At 44.9% G+C, this 22037-nt stretch carries 19 protein-coding genes and 1 other RNA gene; 12 read left to right on the forward strand and 8 right to left on the reverse strand.

All coding sequences use genetic code 11. From position 1 onward, the window contains the following. Nucleotides 1-10 precede the first annotated feature (10 nt). On the forward strand, nucleotides 11-1060 hold the full coding sequence (locus tag IGI77_RS03160; protein WP_438769468.1) for a DUF916 and DUF3324 domain-containing protein: 1050 nt from the start codon (nucleotides 11-13) through the stop codon (nucleotides 1058-1060). Between the two features lie 20 nt (nucleotides 1061-1080). Beyond that, on the forward strand, nucleotides 1081-5304 hold the full coding sequence (locus tag IGI77_RS03165; RefSeq protein ID WP_438769469.1) for a WxL domain-containing protein: 4224 nt from the start codon (nucleotides 1081-1083) through the stop codon (nucleotides 5302-5304). Between the two features lie 73 nt (nucleotides 5305-5377). Here IGI77_RS03165 and IGI77_RS03170 read toward each other — a convergent pair whose 3' ends face one another. From IGI77_RS03170 to IGI77_RS03180, 3 genes are all read right to left on the reverse strand, one after another. Then, nucleotides 5378-6877 carry a helix-turn-helix domain-containing protein gene (locus tag IGI77_RS03170; RefSeq protein WP_438769470.1) on the reverse strand — a complete coding sequence of 500 codons (1500 nt, stop codon included), beginning with the start codon at nucleotides 6875-6877 and terminating at the stop codon, nucleotides 5378-5380. 206 nt (nucleotides 6878-7083) lie between these two features. After that, a complete protein-coding gene (locus tag IGI77_RS03175; protein WP_438769471.1) occupies nucleotides 7084-8868 on the reverse strand; it encodes an ABC transporter ATP-binding protein in 1785 nt (594 codons plus the stop codon). Next, nucleotides 8861-10594 (reverse strand): ABC transporter ATP-binding protein, encoded by a 1734-nt coding sequence (locus tag IGI77_RS03180; protein WP_015509023.1) that lies wholly within the window; start codon nucleotides 10592-10594, stop codon nucleotides 8861-8863. Before IGI77_RS03180 ends, IGI77_RS03175 begins: the two co-directional genes overlap by 8 nt. A gap of 106 nt (nucleotides 10595-10700) precedes the next feature. On the opposite strand from IGI77_RS03180, the gene IGI77_RS03185 reads away from it, so the two are divergent. The 6 genes from IGI77_RS03185 to ffs all read left to right on the forward strand — a co-directional run bounded on the left by IGI77_RS03185 (nucleotide 10701) and on the right by ffs (nucleotide 15018). Next, nucleotides 10701-11504 (forward strand): MerR family transcriptional regulator, encoded by an 804-nt coding sequence (locus IGI77_RS03185; protein WP_438770492.1) that lies wholly within the window; start codon nucleotides 10701-10703, stop codon nucleotides 11502-11504. A 99-nt stretch (nucleotides 11505-11603) separates the two neighbouring features. Continuing rightward, nucleotides 11604-12353 carry a YczE/YyaS/YitT family protein gene (locus IGI77_RS03190; protein ID WP_438769472.1) on the forward strand — a complete coding sequence of 250 codons (750 nt, stop codon included), beginning with the start codon at nucleotides 11604-11606 and terminating at the stop codon, nucleotides 12351-12353. Between the two features lie 139 nt (nucleotides 12354-12492). Next, nucleotides 12493-13860 (forward strand): RsmB/NOP family class I SAM-dependent RNA methyltransferase, encoded by a 1368-nt coding sequence (locus tag IGI77_RS03195; protein WP_438769473.1) that lies wholly within the window; start codon nucleotides 12493-12495, stop codon nucleotides 13858-13860. Between the two features lie 68 nt (nucleotides 13861-13928). Continuing rightward, on the forward strand, nucleotides 13929-14264 hold the full coding sequence (locus tag IGI77_RS03200) for a hypothetical protein (protein ID WP_005227636.1): 336 nt from the start codon (nucleotides 13929-13931) through the stop codon (nucleotides 14262-14264). A gap of 131 nt (nucleotides 14265-14395) precedes the next feature. Next, nucleotides 14396-14902, forward strand: a complete 507-nt coding sequence (gene tadA / locus IGI77_RS03205; RefSeq protein ID WP_438769474.1) for a tRNA adenosine(34) deaminase TadA — start codon at nucleotides 14396-14398, stop codon at nucleotides 14900-14902. A 29-nt stretch (nucleotides 14903-14931) separates the two neighbouring features. Then, nucleotides 14932-15018, forward strand: an RNA gene (ffs, locus tag IGI77_RS03210) — signal recognition particle sRNA small type. 212 nt (nucleotides 15019-15230) lie between these two features. Here ffs and IGI77_RS03215 read toward each other — a convergent pair. Both IGI77_RS03215 and IGI77_RS03220 read right to left on the reverse strand, forming a co-directional pair. Continuing rightward, the gene (locus IGI77_RS03215; RefSeq protein WP_005227640.1) at nucleotides 15231-15638 is read right to left on the reverse strand and encodes a type II toxin-antitoxin system death-on-curing family toxin; all 408 of its coding nucleotides are present in this window, start codon (nucleotides 15636-15638) and stop codon (nucleotides 15231-15233) included. Further along, complete coding sequence (locus IGI77_RS03220; protein ID WP_005227642.1) at nucleotides 15635-15877, reverse strand: addiction module antitoxin; 243 nt, start codon at nucleotides 15875-15877, stop codon at nucleotides 15635-15637. Before IGI77_RS03220 ends, IGI77_RS03215 begins: the two co-directional genes overlap by 4 nt. 326 nt (nucleotides 15878-16203) lie before the next feature. Here IGI77_RS03220 and IGI77_RS03225 point away from each other — a divergent pair, with 326 nt between their 5' ends. The 4 genes from IGI77_RS03225 (at nucleotide 16204) to IGI77_RS03240 (ending at nucleotide 19704) form a co-directional block, all read left to right on the forward strand. Continuing rightward, nucleotides 16204-17586, forward strand: coding sequence for a bifunctional metallophosphatase/5'-nucleotidase (locus tag IGI77_RS03225; RefSeq protein WP_010748834.1), 1383 nt, complete (start codon nucleotides 16204-16206; stop codon nucleotides 17584-17586). A gap of 90 nt (nucleotides 17587-17676) precedes the next feature. Beyond that, on the forward strand, nucleotides 17677-18297 hold the full coding sequence (locus tag IGI77_RS03230) for a YutD family protein (protein ID WP_005227649.1): 621 nt from the start codon (nucleotides 17677-17679) through the stop codon (nucleotides 18295-18297). A gap of 1 nt (nucleotide 18298) precedes the next feature. Further along, the gene (locus tag IGI77_RS03235) at nucleotides 18299-19069 is read left to right on the forward strand and encodes a TIGR01457 family HAD-type hydrolase (protein ID WP_010748835.1); all 771 of its coding nucleotides are present in this window, start codon (nucleotides 18299-18301) and stop codon (nucleotides 19067-19069) included. Then, on the forward strand, nucleotides 19066-19704 hold the full coding sequence (locus tag IGI77_RS03240) for a TIGR01906 family membrane protein (RefSeq protein WP_015509030.1): 639 nt from the start codon (nucleotides 19066-19068) through the stop codon (nucleotides 19702-19704). Before IGI77_RS03235 ends, IGI77_RS03240 begins: the two co-directional genes overlap by 4 nt. Nucleotides 19705-19760: 56 nt before the next feature. Here IGI77_RS03240 and IGI77_RS03245 read toward each other — a convergent pair whose 3' ends face one another. The 3 genes from IGI77_RS03245 to IGI77_RS03255 form a co-directional block, all read right to left on the reverse strand. After that, nucleotides 19761-20270 carry a phosphatidylglycerophosphatase A family protein gene (locus IGI77_RS03245; RefSeq protein WP_005227653.1) on the reverse strand — a complete coding sequence of 170 codons (510 nt, stop codon included), beginning with the start codon at nucleotides 20268-20270 and terminating at the stop codon, nucleotides 19761-19763. A gap of 108 nt (nucleotides 20271-20378) precedes the next feature. Then, nucleotides 20379-21020 (reverse strand): bis(5'-nucleosyl)-tetraphosphatase (symmetrical) YqeK, encoded by a 642-nt coding sequence (gene yqeK / locus IGI77_RS03250; protein ID WP_438769475.1) that lies wholly within the window; start codon nucleotides 21018-21020, stop codon nucleotides 20379-20381. A 5-nt stretch (nucleotides 21021-21025) separates the two neighbouring features. After that, nucleotides 21026-22003, reverse strand: a complete 978-nt coding sequence (locus IGI77_RS03255; protein ID WP_010748839.1) for an NAD(P)/FAD-dependent oxidoreductase — start codon at nucleotides 22001-22003, stop codon at nucleotides 21026-21028. Nucleotides 22004-22037 lie beyond the last annotated feature (34 nt).

Here is a 22037-nt window from a genome sequence, read left to right on the forward strand (position 1 = left end):
ATGATTCATTATGAAGACACAAAGCAAGAGATCAATCAAAAATAGGCTAGTAGCTGGGTTTGTTTTACTGGTGATGGTACTCGTTGGATTGCCGATGACAGGTTGGGCAGAAACACAATCAGAATTGCCATTTCATGTGGTTCCTAATTTACCGGAAAGCCAATTGCCAGATGGGAATAGTGGCTATTTTGATCTAGAACTAGCGCCAGGGACCGATGATGTTCTAGGAGTGACGATTCAAAATCGCGCGGAAAAGGAAATCACGATCGAAATATCCGCACATACGGCGTTCACTAACGGAAATGGCGTCGTGGAATATGGCAAAGATGCCGCAGAACCTGATCCGACTTTGCCTTATTCGATAGCTGATCTAATCGAATCACCTGGAGAGGTCATTTTGTCAGCCAAGGAAAAAAAGACAATCGAGTTACCCATACATATGCCTAAAGAAGCCTTTACTGGTAGTCTAGTCGGCGGTTTACGTATTCGAGAGGTCATCGCAGAAACGACTGGATCAGAGGAAGAAGGTGTAGCGATCCAAAATCGGTTTGCTTATATTCTAGGCGTCGTTGTCCGCAATGAAGCTTCTATTATTGAACCAGAGCTTGCGTTATTGGATGTGTTTGCCGGTCAAGTCAATTATCGCAATGCATTTCGGGCAACGCTGCAAAATCCGTTGCCGCGTTTTATCAATCGCCTAGAGGTAGAGGCAGCTGTTCGACGAGCGGATCAGGAAGACGTTTTATATGAGGCGCAGCGTGAAGGGATGCAAATGGCGCCAAATTCATACTTTCATTTTCCCGTTTCATTGCAGGGGGATCGTTTTTACAGCGGAGAATATGTAATGAGCCTAACTGCTCGAGCTGAAGGCGAGGAGTGGACCTGGGAATTTCCGTTTACTGTGGAAGCAGACACAGCACGACAGTTGAATCGTGAAGATGTCACCATTGAAGAGGAGCAAAACTGGTGGTTGATCAGCGCATTAGGACTAGTAATTTTCCTTCTTGGCATAATCATTTGGCTGTTATGGAAGAACAAAAAGCCGACCATGGATACGTAAGAAGTAAAGGAGAGCATGGAATGAAAAAGCAAAACTTGAAGTATTGGATTCGCTTGCTGCTTGTTTTTATGGGATTACGCTTGATGAGTGTCCCTCTCATCGTTGTTTTTGCTGAAACCGAGCCACCTTACCTTGCACAAACGCTAACGGATGAGGGCGTTCTTGAGGCGTTTGCCGCAGAAACCTATGAGCCTGAAGGGACGGTGCAGTTCAAAGAGTCTAAATTTGCTGGTACGGTAGGTCAACCGCTTACGATCGATTTGGTCAGCGACCGAGCAGTGGCAGAAATCTTCCTAGAATTACCAGCAGAAGTCAAGCTGATGACTGATGCATTGGCTCCCGGACAAACAGCAGTAAAACAAAGCGATCAAGGCTGGCAGATCAAAGCAAGTCAAGCGCAGCAGACATTTTCTGTCTTGGTCGTTGCCGAACGTCCTGGAAGTTTTGTTGTAGCCAGTGCAGGGAGTGAAGCGATCGTTGAAATAGCTGCCGCAGAGACAGAAAATGAGGAAACACCAAAAGACATGGAAAACGAGTCTCAAAAATCGCCAGAAAAGGACAGTGATCCTGCTGAACAAGCAGCAGACGACGAAAGTTTGCAGCAAGCGGCAGAAGTGCAGGCGGTTAGTGCGATCGTACCAAGCGCCTTTGATGGCGGCACAGCTTTTGTAGCGAACATGTCGGAGTTTAGTAGTGCTTTACAAGATCCAGCCGTATCAATTCTTTCCTTGCAAGCAGACCTTGTCCAATCTACTTCCAGCATAATGACCATCGATCGTCCGATAATGATTCAAGGAAATGGCCATACATTGACCTTCACTAACAATAGTACCTATTTTCAATTATTAGCAGTTAATGAAGAAACGATTTTTCGTATCGAAAATCTCACGTACCAAAAAACAGGCAACACCGCTTTGATCCAGACCACCAATGCGTTGAGTCGAAACTGGGTCGTTGAACTAGAGGGAGTGGAAGAAGCCTCGGAGAATCGATCGCCTTTTATTTTAGCACGAGAAGCGAAGGTTCATTTTACAGGCGGCATCAATCGCTTTGAAGCAATGACGATGGATTCTGATACTCTGTTCAATTTGAAGGAAGTAGAAGCGGGCAATCAAGCACAGGTGATCATTGATAAGCCGAATATGTGGATTTTTTATACAGCACCAGATATTCAAGAGCCACGATTTTTGCTTGGCGCAGAGACCCAAATGACCATCACTACGCGACAAGGGGATGCAAATACGATCGACCTGCGTGGGGATAATGGTCAAATGACAATTAACCACGGTGCCTCTTTAATCATTCAAAGCCCTGGAACAGCTGCTGATGCGACGATTTTGAATAACAATGCCGTGATCCTATCTGGGAAAAATCCCCGATTTATTGTAGCAGAGAATTCAGTTTTTTCTATCGATGTTGCGTTAAGAAAACGCGGGCTTGTTCTGACTGGCGAGCAGCCAGAATTGACGATCCAATCGGGTGCAAACGTAACGATAAACACAATGAATGCGAGCGCCATCCTCTTAAATGGCTTCTTTCCCACTGTTACGATCGCAGGAGATGAAACGCAAGTGCGGGTAAACAATGAGACGGCAACAGATGCCAATGCGATCGAACTATTAGGCGATGACAGCAATTTTTATCTGATTGATGGAGGTACGCTCATTGTAGAAAGTCAAGGAGTAGCGACGGAAACTTCCGAGGAACAAAATATTGCACTACTCATGAAGGGCGCTGATCCAAGAATGATAGTGGGGGAAGCTGCCTTATTGCAAATTGAAACGACACAAAAAAGGCGCGGCATATATCTGACTGGAGAGAATCCTGAGTTGACGGTCCAGAACGGTTCAAAAGTACGTTTGACAGCCGAAAATGCAAATGCTTTACGAGTCAACGGAAAAAATGCCGACGTCACCATTAGTGGCGAAGACACACATGTACGGATTTTTAGTGAGATTGCAGCGGCAGAAGGAGCAGCAGCTTTTGTTTTAACCACACCGTCGAATGCGGCAGAAGCTGGCGTTCTTACTTTGAGTCAATCAGCAATTTTAGAGGTTGAAAGCATCACTGCTAGTGCGATCAATATCACCAGTCTCAACTTTACCTTTGAAGTGCAAAGCAATGGGCAACTAATAGCTAGCAGTCATGAGGCTGACGGTGACCATGCTGTGATTCGCTTTTTATACTACGGTATGGTGACGTTTCATGTGACGGATGGTGGAATAGTAACTGTTCATAAAAAAGGGGGTAGCGCACCCTTGATCCGAATTCCTAGTGGAGGAAATTCTTTTGAGATCACTGAAGGCGGCATCGTTGATCTTTATAATCCAGGAAATGGCAACGCGCATGATGGGAATGTTGCTGGAGGAAACCAAGGGATTTTTTATGCCAGAGGTATCCATGATAACGGGACAGAGAATAATTTTTCAATCGTAGGTGTCGATAGTAAATTTATGTGTGTAGCAGATAGTGGTCCGGGGATCGACATGCACACCTACTTCAATTCAACGATTTACGTTGAACAAGGATATTTCCAAGTGGAAGGGCGGACAAGTACCCCGGATGGTGGGGTGTTTCGTTCAGGCAAACTATCTGTCTTCTTGAATGATCCAGTCTTTTTTGATTTTCGTAACGATCGGCTTGATGGAGGAAACATCTTTAGTGTTTCTAATCTTTCAACATTAACGGCGACGAATAGTGACTTAGCTGTCTGGAAAAATGGGTCAAATCTTTTAGGAGATCCCGATCTAAATTTCCCAACCCTTGATTTTGCTTTTTCAGGAGCTGATTTTGGCCTGTTGGGTTTGACGAATAAGCCCGAGATATTGAATACGGAGACCTTTGGCAATCAGGGACTGACGGCATATTCTCGCGTGAGTTCAAACAATGCGCGTTGGGCGATCGTTGATGAGTTGCGAGTGCCGACGAATGCGGACAAAAAAATTCATGGGCGAGTCAGCTTGCCTGTTGGGTTTGACGGGACTCGACCAGCTTGGGACGATGAAGCGAAAGTGACCGTTGAAATTGAAACAGCAGATGGTCAGAAGGAAGAAGTCACTGCAAAAACCGTCGGACATACAGAAGAAACACCAGGGATCAGTATCTACGGAGAAGAGGCGCAAGGAGGAATTTTTGAGATTCCTCTTGAGGCTCCCTTGGAAGCAGGAACCATCGTCCGAGTCATCGCCGTCGAATTAACCAGCGGCGAACTAACAGAAGGTGCCCAGCATCAAATACGAACCGAGCCTGTGCAGGTTTTCCCCATTTTGCCGCCAACGCCCGCAGCTTTTGCTTCCTACGTTCTTCTTGAAGAAACCAACGAGATCCATGGCCACACGGAAGACACAGAGGTTGAGCTAAGTGCTACCCATAATGGTATCTGGTTTGATACAGAGGCGGTGGTTATCGATGAAGAGGGAACTTTTACGATTGATGTAAGTGATCGGCAGTTAAAAGCGGGGGATGAGCTCCAAGTCTTTCTGAAAGATTCTGCTGGTTCGGCAAAAGAAGCTGGAGTGATCAATCCGCCGTCAACGAATGACGAACAGGGCAATCAGAATCCAGCTTCAGAGCTCGTTTTTCGGGATGCTGTGTTTCCCGCTGCAACTACCCTGCGAATCGCCCAGACTGGCCCACTGCCGCCGGTTGATCCATTGGAACCGGATGTAGAGGTGAACCCAGAAAATCCACCGATCATTTCTGAAGACCAAGGATTACTTAGTCTTGATTTTGTTTCTCAGTTCCGATTTGGTCAAGCGCCGATCCGCAGTACCAAAGGAACGTATCACGCATTGCCTCAGCAAATAATTGCTGCTGAAGGGGCAAGCGAAACTAAGGAACGTCCAAATTATGTACAGATCACGGATCAGCGTCAGGATACAGAAGAGACGAGTTGGCGTCTATCTGCGACTCTTAATTCGCAGGGCTTTCGGAATGAAGACAATGAGCCTTTGATCGGTGCTCAAATCAGCTTAGCCAATCAACGGCTTATGACGACTTCAGAAAATTCCAATGCTAGTATGCCAGAGCTTTCAACGGAGAAGGATAGGGTAACTTTGGCGCCAGGCGAAGCGCAGCCTCTACTAACTGGCGATAGTCAAAGTACGGGAACATGGGTCTATCGTTTTGGTGATCAAGAGACGGCAGCCACCAGTGTCACCTTAGAAGTACCTGCTGGTGCAAATCCCAAGTTGGGACGGTACCGTGCAACGATTGAATGGTCGTTAAGTAGTGTGCCAGAGTGAAGAACAAATACTACTCGTCCATAGAAACGAATGGAAAAGACGTGTGCGGCGTTCAAGTGCCGCACACGTCTTTTCAGTTATAGAAGGAGCTTTTTTCGGTGTTTTGCAACGCAAAATTATGGATGATTTTTGGGTTGATGATTTTCAAGAAATTGTTCCAATCATCTGCATCTGGGATCGATTTTATTAGGAGGCATTCAACATCCAGAATATACTCTTCCAAATACTCTGCGTAATTCGTCACGACTAGATCAATCTTGTTTCGTTCCACATAATCCAAAGAAAACTCACTGGAATCAGGGAATTGTAAAACATGATATCGACCAAAATATTTTACAGCAAAAGCATTGATGTGAAGGCAAATATGCGCATCCCCTTCTAAAAGAAAGGCGATTCGGCGTGGGTTGCCCCAGTATTTTTCTTTTAATCCTTCAAAGTACAAAGTGAAGCGGGCACTGATTGCTGGCAGAGCAGTTGCTTCAAAGAGAGGCTGTCTAAAAAGAAACCGTGTATTTTCCTCATACTCTTTAGGGTATTGTGTTTGTGCGTAATTGGAAATTTCTTCCATGCTTTGATTGTAGGTAGGGGAAATCAGCTGCTTTATTTTTTCCGTAATAAAGAAAGAATGGAGAAAAACAAACTCTCGGGACTGATCATGATCGGAAATCTGCTGGAGCTGGCAAAAATTGGCAGTCAGTTCTTTTAGCTCAGGCCAATGGTCAAAGCGGTTAACAAATGATATTTCCCTGAGATAGTTGTTTATCCCACGGTTACTTGCTAGTAGAGCGAAAAGATAGACCAGCTCCTCTGATGGTAAAGACAAGGAAAAAGCGGTTTGGAGTCGTTGATTGAGGGGCTGGATTTCTTGGAAGAGTTCATCTGCCAAGACGATCTTTTTTAATTGTTCGGAGACAACGACAGTTTCTCCCGCTTGATAACGCTCAAGGATAATATACAACCAATAACTGATATACCAAAATGAAGCCGTATTATTGGTTTTGCCGCGTATATTGCGAAAAAAATCTAAGACGATGTTTTGCACAGCAATGGTTGGACGTACCGTATGAGGCGTAGCATCCGACTCATAATAAAAGGCATGGAAAAATTTGCGAATATCCGCTTCTGATCCGATCAGACGGAAATTCTTATGATCAACAGATAACTGAAAGGGCTCCAGGGCTTTTTCAAAAAGTGTCAAATAGCGTAAAAGGGAACTCTCAGAAAGATAAAAATAGTCTGCCCATTCGGAAACTGTCCGATATTCTCCCTTAAACAGATGCTCAAGAATAACGAATAACGGTTCATTTTGAAGGAGCGCTCGTTTTCGTTCCAGATATTCTTTCGGTAGTAATTCATGAAGAGAATAGCCATTCGACGTGGATTCGATCATTAGCGTACTTCCAAAGTAACTCCGTAGCCCCTCCATATCATAAATGATCGTGCGCCGCGAACTCTGGACAGCTTTTGACAACTCACGATTCGAAAAGGTCTTATGCCGTTCCAAAAGATTCAATAGTTTCAACCAACGAATGGTGGTCGTAGAAGTAATAAACGTCATCTGAAAATTTTTCATTCGTAACACTCCCATACGGTCTGTTTGATGGATCATCGCTCACGTCTGATTATGGAATATGGATACGGGCAAGGCAAGGGAAAGGTTTTTGGTACCTAACAAGTGTTTCTTGTATAGGAACACATGCGCTACTTGGGGATGAAAAGCAAATAACCGAAAGGGCCAACGATTCGTCTTAAACATCGTTGGCCCTTTCGGCTTTTTCATCAAGCTGTTGCAAACTGGCTGTTATATAGTTGGGCGTAAAGGGAATCTTGTGCCAATAATTCTATATGGGAGCCTTTTTCGACGACGGAGCCGTCTTTCATCACTAAGATCAAGTCAGCGTTTTTGATGGTAGAAAGACGATGGGCGATGATAAAGCTGGTTCGTCCTTGGGTCAAACGATCCATCGCCGTTTGGATCATTTGTTCCGTCCGCGTGTCGACACTGGAGGTGGCTTCATCAAGGATCAGAATCGTTGGGTCTGCTAAAATCGCCCGAGCGATCGTCAATAATTGTTGTTGTCCTTGTGACAGTTCGCTTTCGGAACCAATGACGGTATCGTAACCGTTGGGCAGGGTCCGCACGAAGTGGTCGCATTGGGCGGCTTTGGCGGCAGCCAAGATGTCTTCTCGAGTGGCATCGGGATTGCCATAAGCGATATTTTCAGCGATGGTTCCTTGGAATAGCCACGTATCTTGCAGCACCATACCGAATTTTTTCCGTACTGCTGGTGCCGAAAAGGACATCATGTCTTGATCGTCCAGCAAGATCTTCCCACCATTCAATGGATAAAAGCGCATCAAAAGATTGATCATGGTGGTTTTTCCAGCACCTGTTGGTCCAACGATCGCGACCGTTTGTTTTGGTTTGACGGAAAATTCGACGTTTTCCATCAAGAGTTTTTCCTTGCTGTAGCCAAAGGAGACGTGTTGAAAATCGATTTTTCCTTTGATGGTTTGTGGAACTGGCAGTTGTTGGGTCGCAGTTTCTTCTTCAGGATAATCAAGGATCTCAAAAATTCGTTCGAGAGATGCTAAGGCACTTTGCAAGGTGTTCATAATATAAGAGGCTTGCGTGATCGGTTCAGACACTTGGTTGATGTATTGCAGATAGGCTTGTACGAGACCAATGGATAATTGCCCTTGCAACACCATCAGACCACCAACGACGGCGCTTAAGATAAAGCCGATTTGATTGATAAAGCGCACGAAAGGATTGATAGCTGCACTGACGAACTGTGCTTTTCGAAAGGCTTTAAATTGGGCTTCACTCAATTCCGCCATTTCCGCTTCAACGGCAACTTGTTGGTTGTAGGATTTGATCAGCGGATTTGCGGTATAAAACTCTTCCGCACGACTGCTGACTGCACCTAATGTTTCTTGGTTTTTGGTAAAGTAGCTCAAGTTTTTTCGTGCGAGAACGGTAGTCACAAAAGCACTCAAAAGCAAAATCAGGACCACGCCGATCGTCAGTAATGGGCTGAGATAAAGCATGGCGATCAAGCCGAAGGTAATGCTGATGGTTGCGGTGATCAGCTGCATCAAACCGACTTGCAAGACTTCAGATACTTTATCTAAATCGAGAATCACTCGGCTTAAAATATCGCCAGTATGATGTTTGTCGTAAAAACTGATAGGCAGGCGATTGAATTTGTCACTGATTTGTTTGCGTAAAGTCAAGGTCAGGGTTTCACTGACACTGGCCATCGTATACTCTTGCAGCAAGGAAAAGAGACTGATCAAAAGCCACGTTCCCGCTAAAAGGACGACTGGACCTAAAATACTTTGCCAAAAATCATTGATCTGCCAGCCTTCTTGTTGAAACAAGGCAATCAGATTATCCAGTCCACGCCCCAAGATCAAAGGGGCGATGGACATTAGTAAGGAAAAGAACAAGGCGGAAGCGATAATCAGTAGAAAGCGGGCTTTTTGTTCCATCAGCAAACGCAGCAAGCGTCGGCTTGTATGTTTCATGTTTTTTGGGGTATCCATTGTTTGTTTACTCATCCTTCATTCCTCCCATTCCTTGAGATGAGGCAAACTCTTGATAAGTTTGGCAATTGCGTAATAATTCTTCGTGGGTTCCTTTACCGACCATTTTGCCGTTATCCAAGACAATGATTTGATCGGCATTTTTGACGGTCGATACCCGCTGAGCCACGATAATGACGGCGGCATCTTTCGTGTATTCTTTCAATGCACGCCGCAAGTTGGCGTCTGTTTGATAATCCAAAGCAGAAAAACTGTCGTCAAAGAAGTAGATTTCTGCTGGCTTTGTCAGCGCTCGGGCAATACTCAGTCGTTGCTTTTGACCGCCAGAGAAATTGCTGCCTTTTTGAGCAACCGGACTTTCATAACCTTCAGGTAAGCCTTCAATAAATGACTTGGCTTGAGCAACTTCAGCGGCTTTTGCCATCGCCTCATGGGTTGCTGGACGATTGCCGAAACGCAAGGTTTCTTGAATCGTGCCGCTAAGCAAGAGCGCTTTTTGCGGGACATAACTAATTTGGTCCCGTAATTCGGCTTGTGAGATCTCTTTGATGTTGCGGCCAAAAAGCGTGATCGAACCAGCAGTCACATCTTTGAAACGCAACAGCGCTTTGGCGATGGTGCTTTTTCCAGAGCCAGTTCCGCCAACGATCGCTGTCGTTTTGCCTCGGTGGATCTCAAAGCTGATATCTTCTAAGACAGGTTCTTCGGCGCCTTCATACGTAAACTGCACGTGATTGAAAGCTGCGATCGTTTCTGACACGGCAGTCTTGTTTAAGGTTTGGTCACCGTCGATCAAATCAATTGGTTCTTCCAAAACTTCTGTGATCCGTTGCAAGGAAGTCAAGCCTTTAGGCACCATCACGATCACCATCGCTGCCATAGTCAAAAACCAGAGACTCAGGATCGTGTATTCGATGATGGCAGTAATACTACCAATAGCAAGGTGGCCCTGCAGACTTTGATAGCCGCCGTAGACAAGGATAGTCGAAATCGAGAGTCCCATTACTAAATTGACGGTCGGATTCAAGACAGCAAAGAGGCGATTGACTTGGATCATGGTTTTCGCATATTCCGTCAGTGTTTGATCTGTCCGTTCTTTTTCGTAAGCAGCTTTGTCGAATGCTCGAATCACCCGAGCGCCAGTAAAGGTTTCTCGTAAGATCCGCATCATTTTATCGACTAGTTTTTGCGTGATTTGTGATAATGGGATCGCTTTGCGAATCACTCCATAAGCGATCATTGAAAAACATAGGATCGCTACGATTGGGACCCAAATCATCCGTAAAGAGACGGTGCCGGTTAGAAAAATTGAAGCAGCGACGATCATTGGGGCTGGCAAAATCATTTGCAGCGCCATCATCAAAATTTGTTGGATGTTGTTGATGTCGCTGGTGGTACGTGCCAGCAAAGTGGGCGTACCATAGCCATCAACAGCGGATACAGAGAGTTCTTGTGTTTTTTTGAAAAGGCGCATCCGCAAAAAATGCCCGAATTTTCCTGAAAGGTGGGCAGATAAATAACTACCGCCTACAGAGACGATCACGGTGCCGATGGCAATGGCAAACATCCACCAGCCATTGTGCCAAATGGCTGTCGTGTCGACTTTCAAGATCCCTTCATCAATGATTTTTGCCAAAAAATACGGCAACAGGAGTGTGCCGAAGGATTGGACCAGCATCAAAAGAAATAAACTGAAAAAGAAGCGTCGTTCTTCTTTATAAAATAACTGTAATTGTTTCATGATTTCCCTCCAAAAATGTCGTTCTATGGTAGAATAAACTGTAACGTTACGTTACAGTCAAGCAAGGAGTGAAATTTTTTTGAAAAAACAATTGACCATCAGTGAGATGTCCGCTTATGCTGGCGTGAGTCGGCGCACATTGATTTATTACGATCAGATCGATTTGTTCAAACCGCATTCGATTGGTGAAAACGGCTATCGCTACTACGGCTTTGAACAATGCCTTGAGTTAGACGTGATTTTGCTCTTGCGTTCTTTAGACATGCCCTTGCAAGACATTCGACAATTTTTGAAAAACCGCAACCCTGAATACACGCAAAAGGAACTTGTGGAACGGCGAGGAGAAGTTCGTACCAAAATCGCTGCGCTGCAAGAATTGGAACGAACCTTCGATCGTTACATCCAGCGCTATGAAAAAGTACAGAAAGCCGATTTTGAGACCTTTACGATAGCGCACCACGAAGCAGAGGCGTTTATCGTTTCCGAAGAGATCGCTGGCGATGATCCAGAATCTGCTTATCAAGTGTACGCTCGTTTTTATCCGCTAGTGGATTATAAAGATGCCTTCAGTGGCTACCCCATCGGCTTTTTAAGTGCTGGAACGACATTAGAGGATCAGACCTTTCACGCATCGCCTTATCGGGCACTGATCTTGATTCCACAAGATCGGCTGCATCTCTATCCTGAAAAGCTGATCATCACGCGTCCTACTGGCACGTATGTGTCTGGCTTTGTCAGTGAGGGAGAGGAACAAATCGCTGCTTTTACCCATCGCATCCAAGCCTTTCTAAAAGAGAATCAGTTGAAGATCGATGGCGATGTTTGGGAATTGTTATGGCAAGATGAAGTCTTTACCGCCCAAAAAGAATTGCAGATATTTGAAGTGATGGTTCCAGTGAAGCCCGAGTAATGGACGAGGCACGCATATCTGTAGGAACCGAAAATCAAGATACGCAATCGCAATGGTTGTTGCGGGCTTTTCAATGGAAGCAAAATAGAAGCAAAGGAGATGGACAAAGCCAGATCGTATCCCTACAAAGAGCCCAGTGAAGCGTTGAAATTCCCATTTTCCTTTTTTCTCGTTATACTTGAAAGAACAGATGAGAAAAAAGGGGAAATTTTAATGAAAAAAGAAACAGGATTACGCTCGCTTTATGCGTTGATTGGTGTCGCCATTTTAGGATTCGGGGCGGCATTGCTGCGGGTCGGCGGAGTAGGGCTAGACCCATACACAGCAGCCAATATCGGTGTCGGTGAGCTGCTAGGGTTATCCCTTGGGGTCTATCAATTGATGATCAATATCGCTGTCCTAGTATTGATTTTTATCTTTGGCCGTCGCCATATCGGCATTGGGACGGTTATCAATATGGTGCTGACAGGATTCTTCATCGACTTTTATACCAACGTTTTTGATTGGTTATCCGTCGGTCCAAATAACTGGTGGCAGCAAGGCTTGTTCTTGTTGATCGGAATCATCTTCTTTACCTTCGGTGCTTCGTTTTATATGTCAGCGAATTTGGGCAGCGCCCCCTATGACGCGATCGCCCCAACCATCGTCGATCAGACGAAAGCCAACTATCGAGTGGTGCGGGTGATTCAAGACGTTGCCTTTGCCTTGATTGGGCTCTTCACAGGCGGACCTATTGGAATCGGAACCTTCATCAGTGCCTTTTTAGTGGGCCCACTGATCAAATTCTGGGACAACCGTGTCTCTCAGCCATTCATCGAAAGCAGTGTCAAAAAAGCGATTTTTAAATAAAAAAGGTCTGCAGCAAAGAGAAGTCGAAGCGATTTAGTCGCCCACTTCACTTTGCTGCAGTTTTTTTGCCATTTGATCAAGGAATTCTTGCATAATTGCTTCTCAGTCGCTAGAATAAAAAAGCCGAGGAGGGGTAAGTATGCAATTACCAACACCATTTATTGAAAAATACCAACGGTTGCTAGGAGAAGAAGCACCAGCTTTTTTTACCGCTTTAACCGATAATCAGCCAGTCAAAGGCTTTCGCTTGAATGTTGCTAAGCCGCACGCACAAGCGATGCTGGCAAAATATGGACCAGCCGCTATACCTGCCCCCTATGCAGAAGCTGCTTATATTGGCGAAGTCAAAGGCCGTTCGCTGCTCCATCAAGCTGGCTATGTCTACAGCCAAGAACCTAGTGCGATGATCGTAGCAACGATCGCAGCCGCTCAACCAGGGGAGCGGGTCTTAGATTTATGTGCGGCACCAGGGGGCAAAACAACGCAGCTGGCAAGCCAATTACAAGGAAAAGGGCTGCTTGTAGCAAATGAGATTTTCCCGAAGCGTGCCAAAATTCTATCAGAAAATGTGGAGCGTTGGGGCTTTCCGAATGTAGTCGTCACCAATCAGGCACCGCAAGAATTGAGCCGCCATTTTCCTCAGTTTTTTGACAAGATCGTAGTGGACGCCCCATGTTCTGGTGAAGGGATGTTTCGTAAAGATCCCGTCGCCTTAGAAGAATGGCAAGCAGAAACACCTGATCAGTGTGCGATCAGGCAAAAAGACATTTTGGCACAAGCCGTTACGATGCTAAAACCGGGGGGCCAGCTGATCTATTCCACCTGTACCTTTGCCCCAGAAGAAAACGAAGCGATGATGGCTTGGTTAATGGAGGAGTATCCCTTCACGATCGAAGCGATCGACGTGGACAATGTATCTCATGGGCGCAGGGAGTGGGGAGCTGCACCTGGGATTGAGAAAACCATCCGCTTATGGCCGCATTTAAACCAAGGAGAAGGTCATTTCGCTGCGAAATTGACCTCCCAAGCAGAAGCAGCGCCAGTGAAAAAGAAGAAAAAAGGCAAAGGAGCGACAGCCAAGAGCCCATTAGATGCAGCGACTCAAAAGTTGTGGCAAGCCTTTCGCAAGGAGTTTCCTTTTTTACAGGCACTGAATGCGACGCCACAGCTGCTAGGAGAAAACCTCTGGCTCGTTCCTGAAGAAATGCCTTCTTTAAAAGGGATCAAGTTTATGCGCCCAGGTTTGCACGTCGGCGTCGTTAAGAAGAATCGGATCGAGCCAAGTTATGCGTTGGCATTGGCGATCCATGCAGAAGAAGGGGCACCGACAGTGCCGATCACTTTGCCGCAATGGCAGCAGTATGTGGCAGGTGAAACCTTGAGCGTGCCAGGAAATGCTGGATGGGTGATTTTGACAGTCGATGAGATCCCAGTCGGTTTTGGAAAACAAGTCCAAGGAACCGTAAAAAACTTCTTTCCTAAAGGATTAAGATTCAAAGCGATTTAAACGAAATAGTGTTTTTATTTCAGTCCTCGTGCTATGATGGAAGTAGCAAAATAAGGGAGCTGATCGATATGAAAACATCATCAAAAGTAACGATTGGATTAAGCATTGCAGCGATCGCTGGGATCACTACTGCCGTCGTTGTATCAGACAAAGTATTCAATAAAGTACGCTTCGCTTGCAACCGACACAAAGTAAAGAAATTTGTCGATGACAAATTCAACGGCAATGAAAAATTGCTGGATGTCGTAGACGGCTTGTCTGACAATGAATTGGATTCGTTGTTAGGTGTGATGAAAAAAGTCAATGAGGGCCGCAACAAAATCTCTGTTTACGGAGACAATATCAAAGATTCGACAGAACATGTCAAAGACAAGTTGACGAGCTTTGTTGATTCCGTCTTTTAAGCCAATCATTCCATTTGAAACTCGCAGGGACATCGGTCTTTGCGAGTTTTTCTCGTCTTTCTAAGCGTTTTTCGTTATACTAACAAGGAAATGCACGAAATGGTGCGAGGTAGAGGAGTGAAAGTGAAGTCGTGGAAAAAATAAGTACCTTGACTGCCGAGGAAAAAGCCTTCTTTATGGAAGAAGCAATCAAAGAAGCCCGAAAAGCAGAAGGGTTGGCAGAAGTACCGATCGGTGCTGTCGTCGTCTTGGATGGTAAAATCATTGGTCGTGGACACAATCTACGAGAAACGCAGCAGCAAGCCGCAGCGCATGCGGAGATGTTTGCGATCGAAGAAGCCTGTCGCACTGTCGGAAGTTGGCGCTTAGAACAAGCGCAGCTGTTTGTGACCTTGGAACCATGCCCGATGTGTAGTGGGGCGATGTTATTGGCACGGGTGGAAGAAGTGTATTTTGGTGCCTACGATCCCAAAGGCGGCACTGCTGGTACATTGATGAATTTATTGGAAGATGAGCGCTTCAACCATTGGTCCTATGTGGAAGGCGGCATTTTAGAAGAAGCATGCGGCCAGCTGCTAACAGATTTTTTCCGAGCATTACGAGAAAAGAAAAAACAAAAAAAGGCTGGCAATCTCTAACGAAATACGTTATACTAAGTTTTGCCGAAAGGCTAGGACAATGGAGGTCTTGTGAAGCGTGTCAGATCCGGAAGGAAGCAGCACTAAGCAGGATTCTCCATGTGTCTGATTGAAAAACTGCTTGTTTTGAAGAAAGCAGTAGTACTAATTGAATCGATGATCATTCAAACCTGAGACAGACTGTCTTAGGTTTTTTTATTGTCTGAAAGTCTTTAGTTGAGTCTTCTCTTTGATAAATTTTCATGATCAATTTTTAGCCAATCTAGTAAAAAGTGAATCACGATTGTTTGATTGTAGGTGAAGAATTGCTGATTAGCTAGTTACTTTTTTACGACTTTCTTGTGTATTTTCGAAGGTAGTCAGAGGTTGATCGTTTTAAAGTATCAAATTTATTTTCGTCATATTTCGCAATGTGCACCAGAAATGCAATCGTTTGATTTTGTTCGAAAAAAGTTTCATAGTGGTTAAGCTTGAAAAAAACATCCGTTGCCATGAAAGCCGTTCGTTTATTGGCATTATGAAAGGGATGTTTTTTGATTAAGTTGATTAGAAGGATTGCAGCTTTTTCCTCCATTGAGGGATATAATTCTTTTGAAAAAACGATTTGTTGCGGTTGTTTTACAGCCATGGCTAATCCAGATGGATCACGCAAGCCGATCTCTTCATTTGGTGTTTGACTTTTGATAAGCACGACATTCATTTTTATGATTTGTTTTTCTGATAAGTAGATTGTCAATGATTTGCGAGCTCCTTATACATCTCTTCATATTGAGAAAAAGATTGATCGATTAAACGATTGATTTCGAGTTCCTGCTCAGAAGGTAATGACTTTTTCGTGATTGCAGCAGCTAATTTGTCTTCATCAACAAATACGTAATCATTTTCTTGAATTCCTATTTTTTCTAATAATTCTTTCGATAATGTTAAAACAACTGAATTTCCGCTCTTTCTAATTTTTCGTTCTTGAATACTCACTTTACATCTCCTCCTTATATCGTATATACAGTATATACGATAAACGAGAATTACTCAATAATTGTATGATCGTATGTTAGTGCTATATATTTTGGATCGTATTTGCTTGGAAAAAAATCATTCCAACAATTGAGCAAAACATGGCGGTACTTTTTGACAAATGACTGTCTATTTATTCCATTCTTTTCCAAGCATTCCAATGGTTTCCCAGAGATTTTATGCTATGCTTATTTTGTAGAGACTTCCGTCGTCTTTCTACTGGCAACCCTTGATGCCAAGAGAAATGGATAGTGATTTTAGGCGACGTATTTGAAAAGAGGCGCACAATGGAAAAAATTACGATTATCCATACCAACGATCTGCATTCCCACCTAGAACATTGGCCGAAGATGCGGCGTTATTTGGATCAAAGAAAACGAGAAGCGGATACGACCGAAGAGACAGTGATCGCGGTCGACTTAGGCGACTTTGTCGATCGCTGGCATCCTTTGACAGAAGCAACTGACGGCAAGGCGAATGTCGATTTGATGAATCAAGGACATTACGATGCGGTGACGATTGGGAACAATGAAGGGGTCGGCAATCCCAAAGAGGTCTTGCAGCATTTATATGACCAAGCAGAATTCCCTGTCATTTTAGGCAATTTATTTGATAAACAGGATTTACGTCCGCCGAAGTGGGCACAAGAATACAAAATCATGGAAAGCAATCAAGGCGCCAAAATCGGCCTGATCGCTTTTACAGCACCGTTTCCGCTGACATATGCCCCAAACGGCTGGGACATTCGCGAACCCTTGGAGATTTTGCCTTCATTGGTTCAGCATTTGCGCCCCGAAGTCGATCTGCTGGTCTTGATGAGCCATCTAGGTATCAATGCTGATCGCCAGATTGCGAGGGACTTTCCAGAACTAGATGTTATATTAGGTTCCCACACGCACCATTTGTTTGAAAAGGGCGAAGTCATCAATGGGGTTCAAATTGGTGCAGCTGGCAAGTTTGGTTTTAACATTGGCGAAGTCGAAGTGGTCTTAGATGATCACCACCGCCCAATCAAGCATCGCGCCCGTGTGATTCCGACGGATTCGTTGGTGGCTTTTCCGCAAGATGAGGAAGAGATCGCCGAATATCTATCGATCGGCCATCGCTTGCTACGGGCAAATCAGGTGGCAGAAATTCCAGCAGCGTTTACGAGGGATTGGCAAAGTGAACATTCCTTGGTTCGGGAGGCGCTTTTGGCATTATGTGCCAAAGGACAGACGGATGCCGCCATCTTAAATACGGGGCTATTTTTAGATGATTTGCCGCAAGGACGGGTCGATCAAGATCAACTGCACACGATTTTACCCCATCCGATGCATTTGATTCGGGTGACGCTGCAAGGCGCAGATGTCATTCGATTGGTCTTAGAAATGGAAAAAAATCGCAACTTTTTGCGCAATTTCCCAATTATGGGAATGGGCTTTCGAGGGAAGATTTTTGGTGAACTGGTTTATGAAGGCATCCGCTTTGATGAAAAAAACCACCAAGTATTGTGGAAACAAGAGCCCGTCGATCCTGCTCAAAGCTACACATTGACCCTTGTGGATCACTACTTGTTTATTCCGTTTTTCCCGACGATCGAGATTGCTGGAACCGTTGAGTTTCTTTTTCCAGACTTTATTCGCACAGTGGTCGGTGATTACCTGAGTCAGAAATACCCCATCCAGTAGTTCGTCACTCCTCCAGCTGGATTTTGCGAGAAAACCGCGACTATCATTGGGGAATAAAACAAGGTATAATAAACAACAGGTGGTGAAAAAATGACCGAAAAACAAACGATCACAGATGAAATGACATCTGTACTAGAAGAAATTATTGAAGAACCAGCGAAACAACCGCAAAAAGGCGAGTTGGTGACTTTGTTAAATGATGAAGAATTAATGATTGGCAATCGACAATACAAATTGGTCATGGATTATCGTGAAGGCTTCAATCCAGAAAAGCTTGGCGAGCGTTACAGTGAAGTGTTGGCACGTTATGATTATATCGTAGGCGATTGGGGTTATGAGCAGCTGCGTTTGAAGGGCTTTTTTGAAAAAGATAACCGCAAAGCATTACCCGATCAGCGCATCGACATGTTGGAAGACTATTTGTATGAGTATTGCAACTTCGGTTGTGCCTATTTCGTGATCCAACGAGTTGGCGGCAAAAAAGAAAAAAGTACCTCCCGCCGACGCAAGAAAAAGCCAACCCAAAACAATCAAAATCAAAACGCACAACAAAACGCCCATATAGAAGAAAAGCGTGACACCGTACCGCAGAAAAAAAGCAAACCAACGATCAAAAATCGTAAACCAAAAGAAAAGAACGTCAAAAAAACCGAGACAACCACGGTGAAAAAAGGCAAAAAAGAGTTTACGATTCGACAAAGGGAAGAATAAGATGAAATATAAAGGCTATTTGATTGATTTAGACGGCACGATTTATTTAGGAAAAGCGCCGATCCCTGCTGGGAAACGCTTCGTAGAATCCTTACAAGAAAAAGGACTGCCCTATTTATTTGTGACCAATAATACGACCCGCAGTCCCGAAGTCGTGGCGCAGCGATTAGCGGATGAATTTTCGATCCATGTGGCACCAGAAACGATCTATACCGCAAGCTTGGCGACGATCGATTTTATGAAAGATCATGGCAAAGGCCGCAAAGTATTTGTGATCGGCGAAGCGGGGTTGATCGATTTGATCTTAGCTGCTGGGTTTGAGTGGGAGGAAACCAACCCAGATTATGTCGTGGTTGGCTTAGACAACCATGTGACGTATGAAAAATTTGTTTTAGCAACGTTAGCGATCCAAAAAGGGGCAACCTTTATCGGGACCAATCCAGACAAAAATATCCCGACGGAAAGAGGTTTATTACCTGGTGCAGGTTCACTGATCGCAATGGTGGAGACTGCCACCCAAACGCAACCGATCTTTATTGGCAAACCAGAAGCCATCATTATGGAAAAAGCGGTGGCACACATCGGCTTATCAAAAGAAGAGGTCTTGATGGTGGGGGACAATTACGAAACCGATATTCGCTCGGGGATCCAAAACGGGATCGATTCTTTGCTCGTATTATCTGGCTTTACCCCGAAAGCGGCAGTTCCGACATTACCAGTAGCACCAACCTATGTGGTGGATTCTTTAGATGAGTGGGATTTTGAACAATGAAAAAACAAGTGTGGCTTGAACGCTTAGGATTTGTCTGCTTGTTTTTGTTTTTGGTCAGTCTAGCGATCACCCTAACGATCAATTTTCGACCGTTATATTGGTTTGATGTCGATCACTTGAATCTGCTGGATTATACCTCGCTATCAAGAGAAGAGTTGCTGAAGAACTATGGCTTATTGTTAGATTTTCTAAACAATCCCTTTGCAAGTACGCTCGCCTTGCCAGATTTTCCAATGTCTGAAGCTGGCGCTGGGCATTTTTACGATGTGAAACAGTTGTTTCTATTAAATTATGCCGTGATGATCGTCACTTTGCTGCCCAGTATCTGGTTCGTCAATCGGTTACGGCAAAAACAACAGCAATGGCGCTTGATTCGTCCCTTTCAATGGGGGATGATTTTGCCGCTGATTTTCGGGTTTTTGATGGCTGTCGGCTTTGACCGCTTTTTCGTTACGTTCCATGAGATTTTCTTCAGTAACGACGATTGGCTGTTTAATCCAGCCACCGATCCGATCATCAACGTGCTGCCAGAAACGTTTTTCATGCATTGCTTTATTCTCTTTTTCGTCTTGATTGAAGTCTTCTTTTTTGCCTTCTATTGGTGGGGCAAACGAGGCTTGAAAAAAACAGCGTAAGGAAAAAAGACCAACGATCCCCTTCCTTTGAGGGAGGCGAATCGTCGGTCTTTTTTTTATTGCGTAATGTAATGAGATTTACTTGGGTGTTGATGGGCTAAGCGACTTGCGGCAGAAGCTGCGATGGCACCTACGATATCATCTAAAAAGGTGTGAACGCGGGGACCGTCGTGCTTGTTCAGTTCTTTCAGAATACCCGGTTTGACTTTATCAATGTATCCGTAGTTAGTAAAGCCGATCGAGCCGTACACGTTGACGATGGATAGAGCGAGGATCTCATCGATCCCATAAAGCCCTTCGTCTTCTTTAACGATTTCTTGCAGTGGATGCAGCAGTTGATTTTCTTCTGCCAAAATATCCAATTGGACCCCCGTTAAAATCGTGTTGTGGACTTCCCGCTTGCTTAAGACAGCGTTGACGCTTTCGATACACATCTCCAAGGTGATGCCTTCAATGTAGTCTTTTTGCAAGAACATCACCAGTTCACCGATGTCTTGCAGCGAGACACCGCGGTCGGCCAACAATTCTCTTGCTTTGTCTTCAAGTGTTTTGCTTTCTAATACCATATAGTTCCCCTCCATGTAAAAATAGTTTATTCAAAAGTCAACGTGCGACTGATGGATTGCGATCATAAGTAGTGCCCTATTCCAGTTGCAGGCCATGCCATTTGGGTGTTAATCCCTTCTGACATCCTTTGAAGCACAGGTGTTGGCTAGTTCTGCTTTGGCTGCCACTGCCCAAGGATGGGGGACCACCAAGTCACCAGCAAAAAGCCAGTCCATATAATACCCAGCGGCGGCTTCCAAGGAATCATCGAGGCGGTCTAATAAGCCGATTAAGAAAGGCGCTTGATCTTTACGATCCCATTTGATTTTGTCGGCTAAAAAAACGAGTAGATCGAGACGACGATAATGGGCCTTTAAGGTGGTATGGCAGCTGATGGCGGACAGAATTTCTGGATCAGACACCTGAAAAACCGTTTTTGCCAACAAAGCGGATTGCTGCTGATGCAGCAAAAAAGGTGCTTGCCGCTCCGCATCTAAGATCGGTTCGCCTATTGCTATCTGCAAGGTGATTCGCTGGTCATGAGGGATGACGACGCTGACATCGTGCAGCAGTGCTGCCAAGTAAGCTTTCTCCGCATTGACTTGAAACCGTTCTGCCAATCGTTTGGCTTCTTGGGCAACGGCTAGATTGTGGACCGCCGTTTCGGCATGATCGAAGGCTTCCAGATACTGAACCATTTGCTCAGTGAGAGTCTCTCCCTGTAAAGGGAGAGTATAGGCGGCAAGTTGACGTTGACCAGCTTGTTTCATCTCAGCTACTCCTTAAAAAGACTTGTACTATGGGCAGGTTGTGTCCGCGTTTTGGGATCAATGTAGTGGAGCGCATTGTTCACCGCAGTTGGGGCTTCCCCGAAACCAGTAGCGATCAGGTCGACTTTTCCATCGTATAAAACGACATCCCCACAGCCATAGATCCCAGGAACAGACGTGCTCATATCTGAAGAGACGAAGACTCCTTGGCGGCTGCTTTTCATGCCCCAATCCTTGATGTTCAATGTGGAAGAAAAACCGTAATTGACGATCAAAGCATCCAATGAAAGGCTGACTGTTTCATCACCTTTGACTTGCTGCAACGAGACACCAGTCAAACGTTGCTCTCCTTGGATTTCTTGGATCACATAAGGAGTCAAAATGTTGACGGCAGAAGCCTGTAATTTGCTGACGCTATGTTCATGGGCACGAAATTCAGGACGGCGATGGATCAAGTAGACTTCACTAGCGATCGGCTCTAGCATCAATGCCCAATCGATGGCAGAATCGCCGCCACCGGCAATCGCTACTTTGCGTCCAGCATACTTCATCAAATCGGTGACAAAATAGTCTAAGCCGTATCCTTCAAACCGCTCGCTTTCTGGCAAAGTCAGTTTGCGTGGCTGGAAGGAGCCGTTTCCTAAAGCCAAAATCACGGCTTTCGAGTAATGGATTCCTTTGTCGGTGGTGACTTCGATATAGTCTTCTTGTTTTTCGACCGACAAGACGGTTTCTTCTAAACAATATTGGTGATTGAAGGTCGTCAACTGTTTTTCCAGGTTTTGGACAAGATCGCCCGCTTTGATTTTCGGATAACCTGGGATATCGTAGATGTATTTTTCTGGGTATAAAGTAGCAAGCTGACCGCCTAATTGCGGCAAGCTGTCGATGATCTTGGTTTTGGCGTTACGCATACCGGCATAGAAAGCAGAAAACATCCCGCTAGGTCCCGCGCCGATAATCGTTATATCAAAAATATCCATGTTATTCCTCTTTTCTAACCACGTTGGGGTGAAG

The organism is Enterococcus sp. DIV0213h (assembly GCF_051711285.1).
In the GTDB taxonomy this organism is placed as follows: domain Bacteria; phylum Bacillota; class Bacilli; order Lactobacillales; family Enterococcaceae; genus Enterococcus_D; species Enterococcus_D casseliflavus.

Excerpts from the sequence above, each read along its gene's own strand:
- IGI77_RS03160 (WP_438769468.1), top strand. The coding sequence starts at position 11 with ATGAAGACACAAAGCAAGAGATCAATCAAAAATAGGCTAGTAGCTGGG.
- IGI77_RS03195 (WP_438769473.1), top strand. The coding sequence starts at position 12,493 with ATGCAATTACCAACACCATTTATTGAAAAATACCAACGGTTGCTAGGA.
- IGI77_RS03190 (WP_438769472.1), top strand. The coding sequence starts at position 11,604 with ATGGACAAAGCCAGATCGTATCCCTACAAAGAGCCCAGTGAAGCGTTG.
- IGI77_RS03200 (WP_005227636.1), top strand. The coding sequence starts at position 13,929 with ATGAAAACATCATCAAAAGTAACGATTGGATTAAGCATTGCAGCGATC.
- IGI77_RS03245 (WP_005227653.1), bottom strand. The coding sequence starts at position 20,270 with ATGGTATTAGAAAGCAAAACACTTGAAGACAAAGCAAGAGAATTGTTG.
- IGI77_RS03225 (WP_010748834.1), top strand. The coding sequence starts at position 16,204 with ATGGAAAAAATTACGATTATCCATACCAACGATCTGCATTCCCACCTA.
- IGI77_RS03235 (WP_010748835.1), top strand. The coding sequence starts at position 18,299 with ATGAAATATAAAGGCTATTTGATTGATTTAGACGGCACGATTTATTTA.
- IGI77_RS03170 (WP_438769470.1), bottom strand. The coding sequence starts at position 6,877 with ATGAAAAATTTTCAGATGACGTTTATTACTTCTACGACCACCATTCGT.
- IGI77_RS03185 (WP_438770492.1), top strand. The coding sequence starts at position 10,701 with ATGTCCGCTTATGCTGGCGTGAGTCGGCGCACATTGATTTATTACGAT.
- IGI77_RS03255 (WP_010748839.1), bottom strand. The coding sequence starts at position 22,003 with ATGGATATTTTTGATATAACGATTATCGGCGCGGGACCTAGCGGGATG.
- IGI77_RS03165 (WP_438769469.1), top strand. The coding sequence starts at position 1,081 with ATGAAAAAGCAAAACTTGAAGTATTGGATTCGCTTGCTGCTTGTTTTT.
- IGI77_RS03180 (WP_015509023.1), bottom strand. The coding sequence starts at position 10,594 with ATGAAACAATTACAGTTATTTTATAAAGAAGAACGACGCTTCTTTTTC.
- IGI77_RS03240 (WP_015509030.1), top strand. The coding sequence starts at position 19,066 with ATGAAAAAACAAGTGTGGCTTGAACGCTTAGGATTTGTCTGCTTGTTT.
- yqeK (WP_438769475.1), bottom strand. The coding sequence starts at position 21,020 with ATGAAACAAGCTGGTCAACGTCAACTTGCCGCCTATACTCTCCCTTTA.
- IGI77_RS03175 (WP_438769471.1), bottom strand. The coding sequence starts at position 8,868 with ATGAGTAAACAAACAATGGATACCCCAAAAAACATGAAACATACAAGC.
- IGI77_RS03230 (WP_005227649.1), top strand. The coding sequence starts at position 17,677 with ATGACCGAAAAACAAACGATCACAGATGAAATGACATCTGTACTAGAA.